Origin of the sequence: Klebsiella sp. BDA134-6, assembly GCF_015601345.1 — a bacterium.
GTDB classification, from domain to species: Bacteria; Pseudomonadota; Gammaproteobacteria; order Enterobacterales; family Enterobacteriaceae; genus Klebsiella; species Klebsiella grimontii.
Map to the genome: position 1 here is coordinate 4,712,433 of NZ_CP064784.1, position 12,086 is coordinate 4,724,518.

Below are 12,086 nucleotides of genomic sequence, written 5' to 3' on the forward strand. Positions count from 1 at the left end.
CTCTTTGATTACCCTTGCTGCGATGGCGGCAGCGCTTTACAGGTGTTTCCTTCACAGCGGTATTTCAGCTCTGGATGTCCGCCATAATCGTTCACGTACATCATCGCAAAATCTCTAACGCCGCCATCGGTCACGCTGAACTCCAGACTGGACTTCGGCGCAATCATAATTCCCGGGAACTTAGTGATTTTTTCACCCTTAACGCGGGACAGGCTAATAATGGTGATGTAGTAAGGCGTCGGGTTTTGCGCAGTCATCTTATTGCCGCTCTTTTGAAAGACGACCTGGTCCTGCCAAATCTCGCTTTTGCTTTTGGGAATAATGGCGGTCGGGCGGAAAAATAATTTAATCCGCGACTGCATGGCTAACTGCAGGACGTTAGCTTTATCCGGCTTGGGCGGAATTTCGCGCACGCTTAAATAAAACAGGCTTTCCCGATCCTGCGGTAATTGATTAATACCGTCAGTTTTGGTGACCCGCGCTACCCCTTTTTGCCCGCCGTTAATCCGCTGCAGAGGCGGCAGCACCACCAGCGGAGAGGTAATCTTGTTGCCCTTGCTATCCTCCACCCACGATTGCGCCAGGAACGGAATATCCGGGCTGGTGTTGGTTAAATTGGCGCTCGCCGAGCTATCTTTACCGGTGATGATAAGACGCGTGCGATCCAGCGAAACCCCCGCCTGCGCGGTACCGCTTACCGCCGCCAGCATCAGAACGCCTATCCAGCAGAGTTTGTTGCTTGTTATGCTCATTTTTGGCCTTTTATTACTGTCACTGTCATTTACACGGCAATAGCGCGGCTGTCGAACGACGCTCTATGGTCGGCGGGATGGCAATCTGACACTGCTTTTTCCCGCTCCACACTACGCTTAGCAGTTCCTGAGGATTAACCCCTGCCAGCCATCCCTGCCCACCTTCCATAATCATCGATACGCTTACGCCATCGCCGTTGATAACCTCGGCGCCGAACGGCGGATAGGTACCGTCAGCCAGGCGGATAATGCCCATCATTTTTTCGCCCTGCGCCATGCCGAAGGTCTGATAGCCAATAGCGCCTTCGGTCAGCGTGGCGGTGCTGATGGCTTTTGCCGGTTCGATGGATTCCGACATCGCATCAACGTCAACCCGGGTATCAAAGCTGTTGTAGCTCACGATGTCCGGAATAACGGCGATGCCGAAATTATTGGTTCTTGATTTACCGTCATTGAGCGGCACGTCGCCTATGCCGTTGGTGTTCACCATTACGCGCGCCGTGTTGAGCGTCGCGCCGCTGTTGTGGATCGCCGCCCCGTGCCGGGTCGCGGTAAAGCCGCCGCGCAGGGTGCTGCTCAGAGAGAGATAGTGATCCTGCTGATAGCTGGCGTTGCTGTTGATTTCAGCGTACTGCGAGCGGCGCTGATAGTAGCCGTCGACGTTGGCATAGCCGCTCTGGCTCGCTCCGGCACGCAGACGCCACAGGTTGTTGTAGTCGCTGCTGTCGGTATAGGAGAGCATCGGGCTGGTTTTGCCGTTATTGGTCTGCACGTCGAGACCGCTCCATTTGCTATCGCCAACCGGAATGGAAAGCGAGAAAGCAATAGAGTCGTCTTTCCGCCCTTCGTAATCCGAACGGTAGGCCGAAATATTGGTGGTGATCCCGCGAATATTACCGACGTTAAACGAGCGCCCTAACGAGATGCCGTAGCGATCCTGGCTGCTTCGATTCCAGTAATTCTGATGGGTATAGGTCAGAAAAACGGTGGTTGCTTTGCCTGGCTCATCGGCCCAGAACGTTTTATTCCCGGTGATGGTATAGACTTCTTTTTCACGCCCAAGACTGTCGTAACCCTCATAGCGCTCGTTGAGATATTGCGAGAAAGAGCGGAAGTCCTCCTGCGAGAAGCGATATCCGGCGAAGGTAATGGAACTATTATATTCGTCGAACGTTTTTGCATAGCTCAGCTTAAACGAGGTTCCTTTAAGCCGTTTCTGGTTTGACTGCTGGCTGTAGGACTCCGTGGCGTCCAGCGAGAGGGCGCCAAGTACGCTGAGATCGCGGCCAATACCGGCGGAGACTGCGGTATATTCAGCCCCTGCGCTTTGTAACCCGCCGTACAGCGACCAGGCGTTGGTGATCCCCCAGGAGAAATCGCCGGAAGCAAAACCGGGGCCCTGAATTTTATGGCTATAGCGGGACGGCGCGCCGATGGCCACGTTGTAGCGCACGTAGCCGGGACGCGTAAGATAAGGAATGTTGGCGGTGTTAACCTGGAAAGTCGAAATTGAGCCATCCTGCTCTTCCACCTGCACATCCAGCGTACCGCGCACCGAGCTGCGTAAATCCTGAATATTAAACGGCCCGGCTGGCACCGTCGTTTCATAAATGATGCGCCCGCTCTGCTTCACCGTCACTTTGGCGTTGGTCTTGGCCAGGCCGCGAATTTCCGGCGCGTACCCCTGCAGGTTTGGCGGTAGCTGACGCTCATCGCTGGCGAGATTAAGCCCGGTAAAGCGCACGGTGTCGAAGACCTGAGAATCAAGATAGATCTCCCCCGCCGTCAGCTTTGCCGCCATCATCGGCAGCGGACGGTAGGCGTAGATCTGATTCATATCGAAATCAAATTGATGCGTCGCGCTGTAATAGCTGGTCTGATATTCGCCGCGCAGGCGCCAGCCGCCGAGGTTAACCCCGGTCTGACCGTATCCGCTCAGGGTGCTGTAATCTTCATGCATATCAAGCTGGCGGGTATATTGCCCGGTCAGGCTATAATCGAGCAAAAATCCGCCGATCCCCTGGTCCCAGCGCTCCGGCGGCGTCCAGTTCGGATCGTTGTATTTCATCCACGCCTGCGGGACGGTGATGTCCAGCACCCCGGCGTAGTTACTGAGGGTGGCGCCAGGAAGGCTCAGCAGGTCATAGCAATCGGCAAACGGCTGTGCGACCTTTTGCTGCGCTTCCTCTTTCAACGCCAATCTGGCAAGAATTTCGCCGTTAATGCAGGCCTGGGTATGCTTCTGGTCTTTAGAAGCCAGATAGCGAACCTTTTGCTGCCCGACCGCCTGGCCATTTATTTTAATATCTAATAAGTACTCGCCCGGCGGGACATAGTTGTCGGTGGCGAAACGGGTTAAATCGATATTGTCGCGATCGGCCGCATCCAGTACGTCAGTATTAAATTCGACGTCGGTTGAGGCGTATGCCATAGAGGTACAGCAGAAAAAAAGCATCTGAGAGAGGATTGTTTTTATTTTTTGTTCTGCTGACATGACTATTCATCCCGAATCATTCAGTAAAATATCGTGCGCGACAAACAAGCTCCAACAGCAATCGCTGGCTTGTTTCTAGTTGTAATCCATAAAAAAACGAGTGACGGCGTAAAAATCCCCGGCCTTAATATGCTGCTGAACCGGCACCAGCGTAGCGGTAAATTTCAGCGTATTATTCTCATCACTCAGGAGATATCCCGATGAGGGTTCTCCAAACGTTAAAATTTCCCCATGTCGATCGCGAATCTGGATACCAAAACCCTTTCCTTCACCATCCGGAATTAATACTGTCGGGTCCTGCGATGAAGCATTTCCGGTAAAAGTAATCGTGGCATAAGCGCCTGGCGTTGATTGATTTACGCTGCCGAAAGAGGCGCAGCCAATTAAGCGCACTAAAAAAGGCCGGATAAGCTTACTTTCTTGATCGCTATTAATATCGCGAGCGGAAATGTTACCGAAATCTACCCATAGCTCCCGTGAATTAGGATCAATATCGCATGCGGCAGCCACCAGCTCCCCCGAAAGAGCCAGCTGTCCAGGCGTAAAACTAGTACTCGAAGCATGTCCGGAAAAGAGTAATCCCGATACCAATAACGCCATCAGTCTCTTTTTCTCTGTATCCTTAACCATACTCAGAATTCCATATTATCTGGCACCTACTCCAATATCGCGGGGAGAAATCTCCCCGCGAGCGATAATTCAAAATCGATTATTGATAATCGATAGTGAAATTGATCGTTGACTGGAATGCGCCTGCAGTTACGGTGGTGGTAGAACCGCTCGCTGCCGCTTCCGCTTTCAGGAATGCCACGAAAGGAATGGTGTTAGTACCATCAACCAGGGTGACCGGAGTGGTCTGCGCGCCCCAGGTTACAGTCTGGCTAGCGCTGTCTTTCAGGCCGATACCTGCACCGGATGCAGTACCAGAAGTAAATGCAGCCAGAGTAGGATCGTTCGGGTTAACCGAAGTCGGGGTATAGGAAACAACGGCGCTGCTGGCGATAGTGGTATCGCAGTACTGCAGCTCGATGTTTTTGGTTTCAGTTGCCTGACCACCGCCTTGCAGCAGGGAAACTGGAACCTGACCAAAATCAACGGTTACCGGGCTGGACGACGGAGCTAAACCACACGCGGTATTCACCAGCTCACCCTGAAGCTCAATCTGACCATTCGTGGTATCAGCCAGTGCAGACATTGAGCCGAGAGCAGCAGTTAATGCCACAGCCATAGCAACTTTATTCAGTTTCATAGAAAATTCCTGCGTTATAAATTTTTATCCTAAAAGAGTAAGGAGCTATAAAATTGCCGAAGTCTATTCACCCAACAATTTCCAGCCCTCCGCATCACCGAAAAATCCGTTTCAATAATTAGACTATTAATTAATATTAATAATTTAATTAAAGCCAGATCCCCTGGTCGACAAAAATACTAACAAATCATTTTTTAGGTAAAAAGAGATACATTTACAGGGGAATTAAAAAAAGATTTAACCTCGCGAACAATGCCACCATAGGAAATTAACTCGCAGAGCCCTGAGATATATCCTAAAAACAAATTGCGTCAGGTAATTAATAAATGATAGAGGACCGACATTCGCAGTAAAGCAATTGTAACATAGATCACAATTTATTAACAAATGGCTTTTCCTGATATAGGGATAGTAAAAAGCAGCCCACGCAATGGACTTTACGCAGCGGCTAAGAGGCGGGGAAGTCGATTCATGGGCCCATCGCGCCTTCTTGTTTTCCTGACCTGAAGACTCCGTTATCATGCGGCCTATGTGTCAATGAAAAGAAAAGCACAATGTCACGGGAACCGATGAGCAATAGCGCGACGTCATGAAAACAATAAACTCCGCTAACGCGTTAAAACGTAAGAAAATGGACATCAATAACAGATGAGTACATTAGAGAATTTCGACGCCCACACCCCCATGATGCAGCAGTATCTCAAGCTGAAAGCCCAGCACCCGGAGATCCTGCTGTTTTACCGGATGGGTGATTTTTACGAACTGTTCTATGACGATGCGAAACGCGCGTCGCAGCTGCTGGATATCTCGCTGACGAAGCGCGGCGCTTCCGCGGGCGAACCGATTCCGATGGCCGGGATCCCGCACCACGCGGTGGAAAACTATCTGGCCAAACTGGTGAATCAGGGCGAGTCGGTGGCCATTTGCGAACAGATTGGCGATCCGGCAACCACCAAAGGGCCGGTGGAGCGCAAAGTCGTCCGCATCGTGACCCCGGGAACCATCAGCGATGAAGCCTTGCTGCAGGAACGCCAGGACAATCTGCTGGCCGCCATCTGGCAGGACAGCAAAGGTTTTGGCTACGCCACCCTCGATATCAGCTCCGGGCGTTTTCGCCTGAGCGAGCCCGCTGACCGCGAAACGATGGCTGCCGAGCTCCAGCGCACCAACCCCGCCGAGCTGCTGTACGCGGAGGATTTTGCCGAGTCGTCGCTTATTGAGGGTCGCCGCGGCCTGCGCCGTCGTCCGCTGTGGGAATTTGAAATCGACACCGCGCGCCAGCAGCTCAATCTCCAGTTCGGCACGCGCGATCTGGTTGGTTTCGGCGTTGAAAACGCCCCGCGCGGCCTGTGCGCCGCCGGCTGCCTGCTGCAGTACGTCAAAGACACCCAGCGCACGTCATTGCCGCATATCCGCTCCATCACGATGGAGCGCCAGCAGGACAGCATCATTATGGATGCGGCCACGCGCCGCAATCTGGAGATAACCCAGAACCTGGCCGGCGGCTTTGAAAATACCCTCGCCTCGGTACTCGACTGCACCGTGACCCCCATGGGCAGCCGTATGCTGAAGCGCTGGCTGCATATGCCGGCGCGCGACACCACCGTGCTGGTAGAGCGCCAGCAGACCATCGGCGCGCTGCAGGAACATTACACCGAACTGCAGCCGGTACTGCGTCAGGTCGGCGACCTCGAACGTATTCTGGCCCGCCTGGCGCTGCGCACCGCCCGCCCTCGCGATTTAGCGCGTATGCGTTACGCTTTCCAGCAGCTGCCGGCGCTGCGCGCCATGCTGGCCGACGTCGACTGCGCGCCGGTGCAGCGGCTCCGGGAAAAGATGGGGGAATTTAGCGAGCTGCGCGAACTTCTGGAACGGGCGATTATCGATGCGCCGCCGGTGCTGGTTCGCGACGGCGGCGTTATCGCCCCCGGCTATAATGCGGAACTCGATGAGTGGCGCGGCCTGGCCGATGGCGCGACCGATTATCTCGACAGACTGGAAGTTCGCGAGCGCGAGCGTCTGGGGCTGGACACGCTGAAGGTGGGCTACAACGCCGTCCACGGCTACTACATCCAGATTAGCCGCGGCCAGAGCCAGCACGCGCCGATCCACTACGTCCGTCGCCAGACCCTCAAGAATGCCGAGCGCTATATTATTCCTGAGCTGAAGGAGTATGAAGACAAAGTGCTGACCTCCAAAGGGAAGGCGCTGGCGCTGGAAAAGCAGCTGTACGATGAGCTTTTCGATATGCTGCTGCCGCATCTTGGCGACCTGCAGCAGAGCGCCAGCGCGCTGGCGGAGCTCGATGTGCTGGTGAACCTCGCCGAGCGCGCGGAGACCCTCAACTACTGCTGCCCGACCTTTAGCGATAAGCCGGGCATTCGGATTAGCGAAGGCCGCCATCCGGTGGTTGAGCAGGTGCTGAAAGAGCCGTTTATCGCCAACCCGCTGCACCTCGCCCCGCAGCGGAGAATGCTGATTATCACCGGTCCGAATATGGGCGGTAAAAGTACCTATATGCGCCAGACCGCGCTGATCGCCCTGCTGGCGTATATCGGCAGCTACGTTCCGGCGGAAAAAGTCGACATCGGCCCTATCGATCGTATTTTCACCCGCGTCGGCGCGGCGGATGACCTGGCCAGCGGCCGCTCAACTTTTATGGTAGAGATGACCGAAACCGCTAATATTCTGCATAACGCCACCGAGCATAGTCTGGTGCTGATGGATGAAATTGGACGCGGTACCTCGACCTACGATGGCCTGTCGCTGGCGTGGGCCTGCGCGGAAAATCTGGCGAATAAGATCAAAGCCCTGACCCTGTTTGCCACCCACTACTTCGAGCTGACCCAACTGCCGGAGAAAATGGAAGGCGTGGCCAACGTCCATCTTGATGCCCTGGAGCACGGGGATACTATTGCCTTTATGCACAGCGTGCAGGATGGTGCGGCCAGTAAGAGCTACGGTCTGGCGGTTGCCGCGCTGGCCGGAGTGCCAAAAGAGGTGATTAAGCGCGCGCGGCAGAAGCTGCGCGAGCTGGAAAGCATCGCGCCGAGCGCTGCCGCCACGCAGGTGGACGGTACCCAGATGTCGCTGCTTTCCGCTCCGGAAGAGACCTCGCCCGCGGTTGAAGCGCTGGAGAATCTTGACCCGGATTCGCTGACTCCGCGCCAGGCGCTGGAGTGGATCTATCGCCTGAAGAGCCTGGTATAGTTCTCGTTTAACGTGAAAAACGGCAGCGTCCTGCGGTGCTGCCGTTTTAATAAATGCAAACTGGGTGCGAGAGGATGCATCCTGACAACCAATACGCGGGGTTGCCCCCGCGCTGATGCTATTTCTTCGATTCGTAAGCGAGAACAGCTTTAAACGCCATACTACGCTCTTTAATACTGAGTTCGCACAGCGAGCTGCGCACCAAAAGCGTAAATCCCAGTACCGCAATACACAGTACGACGATTGCCACAAGGGCATATTTTGTTAGCATGTCTTGCCTCCCTGCAAAGAAGAGACTAACATCTGAATTGTTCAGGTTCATCCGTCAACCTCAGTTGATAGAAATATCTTCTGGGGCTTTCGTTTATCTGAATCTTTATAAATGCTCAAAGCCAGATAACCTCAAGCACCCGCCGCTATTCTATATTTTCCCGGCTGCGAAGCTTATCGGTAATTTATCAAACTCGTTGAGTTTATTATAAACTGGAGATAACTCGCAAATATATCTGCTTTATTAACCTTTTATGTAATTTGAAAATTAATTAATAAATATTTTGCATTGATTAACTCAATATAAAAAAGGCCCGACTAAGCGGACCCCGTTGATTTTAGCGTTTATCTTCCGCCAGCAGCGGCGGAATATGCGGCACCATCGGCGCGTCATCAATATCTTTCTGGGTCATGCGGAACGCTTCCGGATAATGTTCGCGGCTGGTACGGCGTAGCGGTTCCGTATCACGCCAGGTGTAGAAACAGTGCTGGCACTGGAATACCGTCCAGACATCTTTTACCGGCGACGTTGCCAGCACTTCAATATGTTCATCGGCGCAGCGTGGACAAATCATCTTCTTCTCCTTATTTACGGTTGGCCAGCATGGCGGTCAGTTTTTCAGCCCAGGCTTTGGTTTCAGGAAGATCCTGTACCGGCTGGCTGTAGTGGCCGCGCAGATCGGGCGCAACCGGCGTGGTGGCGTCGATAATCAGTTTGTCGGTGATCCCCGCCGGGCTGGAGCCTGGATCGAGCTCCAGTACCGACATATTAGGCAACTGCACCAGGTCCCCGGCCGGGTTGACCTTCGACGACAGCGCCCACATCACCTGCGGCAGGTTGAACGGGTCGACGTCCTCATCAACCATGATCACCATCTTCACGTAGCCCAGACCATGCGGCGTGGTCATCGCCCGCAGGCCTACCGCGCGGGCAAAGCCGCCATAGCGTTTTTTGGTGGAGATAATCGCCAGCAGGCCGTGGGTGTACATCGCGTTGACGGCCTGTACCTCGGGGAACTCAGCCTTCAGCTGCTGATACAGCGGCACACAGGTGGCCGGGCCCATCAGATAGTCGATCTCGGTCCACGGCATGCCGAGATAGAGGGACTCGAAGATCGGTTTGCTGCGGTAAGAGACTTTATCAATTCGTACCACCGTCATATTACGGCCGCCGGAGTAGTGGCCGGTAAATTCGCCGAACGGGCCTTCGATTTCACGCTTGCGGCTTTCAATCACCCCTTCGAGGATCACCTCTGAGCCCCACGGCACGTCAAAGCCGGTCAGCGGAGCGGTCGCGATAGGATAAGGACTTTCGCGCAGCGCGCCGGCCATCTCATATTCCGACTGATCGTATTTCAGCGGCGTAGCGCCCATGAGGGTAATAATCGGATCGTTTCCCAGGGTAATGGCAATCGGCAGGTCTTCACCGCACTCTTCCGCTTTGTGCAGATGCAGAGCGATATCGTGCATCGGTACCGGCTGCAGGCCCAGTTTACGTTTGCCCTTCACCTCCATACGGTAAATGCCGACGTTTTGCTTGCCAAAATTGTCCGGGTCGAGAGGATCGCGAGAAACCACACAGGCTTTGTCGAGATAAAAGCCGCCGTCGCCGTCGTTGAGACGGAACAGGGGCAGAATATCGAACAGATTAATCGCCTCGCCGTCGACGGTATTTTCCGCCCACGCCGGGTTTGCCCGCCGCTCCGGCGTCACCGGGAATTTATCCCAGCGACGAATAAATTCGTCGATCTGATTTTTCACCGGCGTATTCGGCGGCAGACCTAGCGAGATAGCGTGGTTCTGCCAGGAGCCGATGGTGTTCATTGCCACATGCGCATCGGTAAAACCGCGAATATTGTCAAACCACAGCGCGGGAGCGCCATCGCCGATGCGCCCGGTGGCGTTTGCCGCCGCGGCCAGATCCGGCTCCGCGTTCACTTCTTCGCTAATTTTCAGCAGTTGCCCCTGCTCGTCCAGCGCCTGCAAAAAGCTGCGCAAATCATCAAAAGCCATTATTCATTCTCCTGTGAAATATTCTCTACCGCCCGTAACCCGTTCCAACGGCGCGCTTTGTGATATTGCAGACCGAACTGATCCAGCACCCGCGTGACAACGTGGTCAGTGACGTCCTCAATGGTTTTGGGATGGTTGTAATAGGCGGGCATGGGCGGCACCATCGCCACGCCCATGCGCGACAGAGCCAGCATGTTTTCCAGATGGATAGTGCTCAACGGCATTTCGCGCGGTACCAGCACCAGCTTACGCCCCTCTTTCAGCACCACGTCCGCGGCCCTCCCAACCAGCCCCTCGGCATAACCGGCACGGATACCGGCCAGCGTTTTCATACTGCAGGGGATAACGATCATGCCGTCGGTACGAAATGAACCTGATGAGATGATGGCGGCCTGATCCGCCGGGCTATGCGAGAAATCGGCCAGCGCCGCCACTTCACGGGCGCTGTACGGTGTTTCCAGTTCAATGGTGGTTTTGGCCCACTTTGACATCACCAGATGCGTTTCCACTTCCGGCATCTCACGAAGCGCTTTCAGCAGCGCAACGCCCAGCGGAGCGCCCGTCGCTCCGGTCATCCCTACTATTAGCTTCATCATCGCCTCACATTTTGTTCGTATACGAACATTTTTATTAAAGCTACGCTTGATAAGCTTTTCTTGCAAGTTCGTTCGTACACGGCCGCATTTTTCATCAAAACAGGAAAAATGCTCAAACGCCCTTCGAACGGCTATCATAGAACCGACGGTTTTTTTAGGGAGTGGTCATGGAGTTAAAAAACGAGGCGTTCCACCTGCTGCGCCAGCTTTTTCAGCAGCACACCGCCCGCTGGCAGCTTGAACTGCCGGACCTCACCAAACCGCAGTATGCGGTGATGCGTTCTATTGCCGAGCATCCCGGCATTGAACAGGTGACGTTAACGGAAGCGGCGGTCAGCACCAAAGCGACACTGGCGGAGATGCTGAGCCGAATGGAGAGCCGCGGTCTGGTTCGCCGCGAACACGACCCGGCGGACAAACGCCGTCGGTTTGTCTATTTAACCGCGGAAGGCGAAGCGTTACTGGCAAGCTCAATGCCGCTGGGTCACGCCGTCGACGAAGAGTTTTTAGGTCGGCTGAGCGATGAGGAGCGCCAACAGTTTTCGCACATCATCCACAAGCTGATGGCGCAAGAACAACAGCGTTAACCCAGGCGTTCGCGTAAAAAATCAATAAACGCCCGCACCCTGGCAGGAATATGCTGCGCGTCCGGGTAAACCGCGTATACCCCCTGGGGCGGAAAGCTAAACGCCGGCATTACCTTCGCCAGTGCGCCGTCCGCCAGCGCAGCGGCCACCAGCCATTCGGGTAGCAGCGCGATGCCGCTCCCTGCCAGCGCAAAAGCCATCAGCGCGCTGGCGCTATCCGCCGACAGCCGCGGCGCCGGTTTAATCTCGAAGGCAATGCTCTCGTCATGGGGCCCGCTAAGCTGCCAGCGGAGCGGTGCGGTCAGACGTTCATGAATAATCCACGCCGATTTCGCCAGATCATCAAGCGTCTTTACAGGATGCTGCGCCAGCCATGACGGGGCTGCAACCGGGACGATGGCAAAGCGCGAGATCAGCGCCGCGCGGTAGCGCGAATCCGCCAGCGTGCCGAGGCGAATCGCCACGTCAAACCGTTCTGAGATTAAATCCGCGTGATGAGACGAGGAAACATGGCGTACGTGGAGCGCAGGATGCCGCAGGCTGAACTCTGCCAGCGCCGGAATAATCACCTGCGCGCCATATTCAGGCGTCGTCGTGATCCGCAGCTCGCCGCTCAACCCCACGTGGCTGCCCCGGACGTCGTCCTGCAGGTTTTCCGCCGCTTTCAGCAGCGCGACCCCGCGATGATAGAACAGCGAACCGGCTTCGGTAAGCGTCAGCCGCCGGGTCGATCGCAACAGCAGCGTGACCCCCAGCTCGCTCTCCAGCTGGCGGACGTTGAAACTCACCACCGCCTTGGTCTGCCCCAGAGCCGCCGCCGCCGCAGTAAAACTCCCGCTATCGACTACCGCCACAAACATGTTCATTCGCTGCAGATTCAGCATCGCGCCGCCCATTGTCAAAATATTTACGACA

General features: G+C 55.0%; 11 protein-coding genes. 2 read left to right on the forward strand and 9 right to left on the reverse strand.

Annotation, left to right across the window (positions count from 1 at the left end; translation table 11 throughout):
- Positions 1-8: 8 nt before the first annotated feature.
- The 4 genes from IYV58_RS21735 to IYV58_RS21750 form a co-directional block, all read right to left on the reverse strand.
- Positions 9-752, reverse strand: a complete 744-nt coding sequence (locus tag IYV58_RS21735; RefSeq protein ID WP_004124233.1) for a fimbrial biogenesis chaperone — start codon at positions 750-752, stop codon at positions 9-11.
- Between the two features lie 25 nt (positions 753-777).
- Positions 778-3,246, reverse strand: a complete 2,469-nt coding sequence (locus IYV58_RS21740) for a fimbria/pilus outer membrane usher protein (protein ID WP_049115116.1) — start codon at positions 3,244-3,246, stop codon at positions 778-780.
- Positions 3,247-3,321: 75 nt separating this feature from the next.
- Positions 3,322-3,876, reverse strand: a complete 555-nt coding sequence (locus IYV58_RS21745; protein ID WP_004124239.1) for a fimbrial protein — start codon at positions 3,874-3,876, stop codon at positions 3,322-3,324.
- A gap of 79 nt (positions 3,877-3,955) precedes the next feature.
- On the reverse strand, positions 3,956-4,495 hold the full coding sequence (locus tag IYV58_RS21750; RefSeq protein WP_004124241.1) for a fimbrial protein: 540 nt from the start codon (positions 4,493-4,495) through the stop codon (positions 3,956-3,958).
- A 648-nt stretch (positions 4,496-5,143) separates the two neighbouring features.
- Between IYV58_RS21750 and mutS the strand changes: the two genes are divergently transcribed.
- Entirely contained in the window at positions 5,144-7,705 is a 2,562-nt protein-coding gene (gene mutS / locus IYV58_RS21755; RefSeq protein ID WP_004124242.1) for a DNA mismatch repair protein MutS, read from the forward strand.
- A gap of 118 nt (positions 7,706-7,823) precedes the next feature.
- On the opposite strand, the gene IYV58_RS21760 is transcribed toward mutS, so the two are convergent.
- From IYV58_RS21760 to IYV58_RS21775, 4 genes are all read right to left on the reverse strand, one after another.
- Positions 7,824-7,976, reverse strand: coding sequence for a Hok/Gef family protein (locus IYV58_RS21760; RefSeq protein ID WP_032742193.1), 153 nt, complete (start codon positions 7,974-7,976; stop codon positions 7,824-7,826).
- Between the two features lie 337 nt (positions 7,977-8,313).
- On the reverse strand, positions 8,314-8,550 hold the full coding sequence (locus tag IYV58_RS21765; RefSeq protein ID WP_004124248.1) for a non-oxidative hydroxyarylic acid decarboxylases subunit D: 237 nt from the start codon (positions 8,548-8,550) through the stop codon (positions 8,314-8,316).
- 10 nt (positions 8,551-8,560) lie between these two features.
- Positions 8,561-9,988: a non-oxidative hydroxyarylic acid decarboxylases subunit C gene (locus tag IYV58_RS21770; protein WP_195729256.1), complete on the reverse strand. Its 1,428-nt coding sequence runs from the start codon at positions 9,986-9,988 to the stop codon at positions 8,561-8,563.
- Positions 9,988-10,581, reverse strand: coding sequence for a non-oxidative hydroxyarylic acid decarboxylases subunit B (locus IYV58_RS21775; protein WP_004124253.1), 594 nt, complete (start codon positions 10,579-10,581; stop codon positions 9,988-9,990). Before IYV58_RS21775 ends, IYV58_RS21770 begins: the two co-directional genes overlap by 1 nt.
- Before the next feature lie 170 nt (positions 10,582-10,751).
- Between IYV58_RS21775 and IYV58_RS21780 the strand changes: the two genes are divergently transcribed.
- On the forward strand, positions 10,752-11,171 hold the full coding sequence (locus IYV58_RS21780; RefSeq protein ID WP_004124256.1) for a MarR family winged helix-turn-helix transcriptional regulator: 420 nt from the start codon (positions 10,752-10,754) through the stop codon (positions 11,169-11,171).
- Here IYV58_RS21780 and IYV58_RS21785 read toward each other — a convergent pair.
- Positions 11,168-12,055 carry a LysR family transcriptional regulator gene (locus IYV58_RS21785; protein ID WP_004124258.1) on the reverse strand — a complete coding sequence of 296 codons (888 nt, stop codon included), beginning with the start codon at positions 12,053-12,055 and terminating at the stop codon, positions 11,168-11,170. The genes IYV58_RS21780 and IYV58_RS21785 overlap by 4 nt on opposite strands.
- Positions 12,056-12,086: the final 31 nt, after the last annotated feature.

Excerpts from the sequence above, each read along its gene's own strand:
- IYV58_RS21760 (WP_032742193.1), bottom strand. The coding sequence starts at position 7,976 with ATGCTAACAAAATATGCCCTTGTGGCAATCGTCGTACTGTGTATTGCG.
- IYV58_RS21765 (WP_004124248.1), bottom strand. The coding sequence starts at position 8,550 with ATGATTTGTCCACGCTGCGCCGATGAACATATTGAAGTGCTGGCAACG.
- IYV58_RS21770 (WP_195729256.1), bottom strand. The coding sequence starts at position 9,988 with ATGGCTTTTGATGATTTGCGCAGCTTTTTGCAGGCGCTGGACGAGCAG.
- IYV58_RS21750 (WP_004124241.1), bottom strand. The coding sequence starts at position 4,495 with ATGAAACTGAATAAAGTTGCTATGGCTGTGGCATTAACTGCTGCTCTC.
- IYV58_RS21780 (WP_004124256.1), top strand. The coding sequence starts at position 10,752 with ATGGAGTTAAAAAACGAGGCGTTCCACCTGCTGCGCCAGCTTTTTCAG.
- IYV58_RS21775 (WP_004124253.1), bottom strand. The coding sequence starts at position 10,581 with ATGAAGCTAATAGTAGGGATGACCGGAGCGACGGGCGCTCCGCTGGGC.
- IYV58_RS21740 (WP_049115116.1), bottom strand. The coding sequence starts at position 3,246 with ATGTCAGCAGAACAAAAAATAAAAACAATCCTCTCTCAGATGCTTTTT.
- IYV58_RS21735 (WP_004124233.1), bottom strand. The coding sequence starts at position 752 with ATGAGCATAACAAGCAACAAACTCTGCTGGATAGGCGTTCTGATGCTG.
- IYV58_RS21745 (WP_004124239.1), bottom strand. The coding sequence starts at position 3,876 with ATGGTTAAGGATACAGAGAAAAAGAGACTGATGGCGTTATTGGTATCG.
- IYV58_RS21785 (WP_004124258.1), bottom strand. The coding sequence starts at position 12,055 with ATGCTGAATCTGCAGCGAATGAACATGTTTGTGGCGGTAGTCGATAGC.
- mutS (WP_004124242.1), top strand. The coding sequence starts at position 5,144 with ATGAGTACATTAGAGAATTTCGACGCCCACACCCCCATGATGCAGCAG.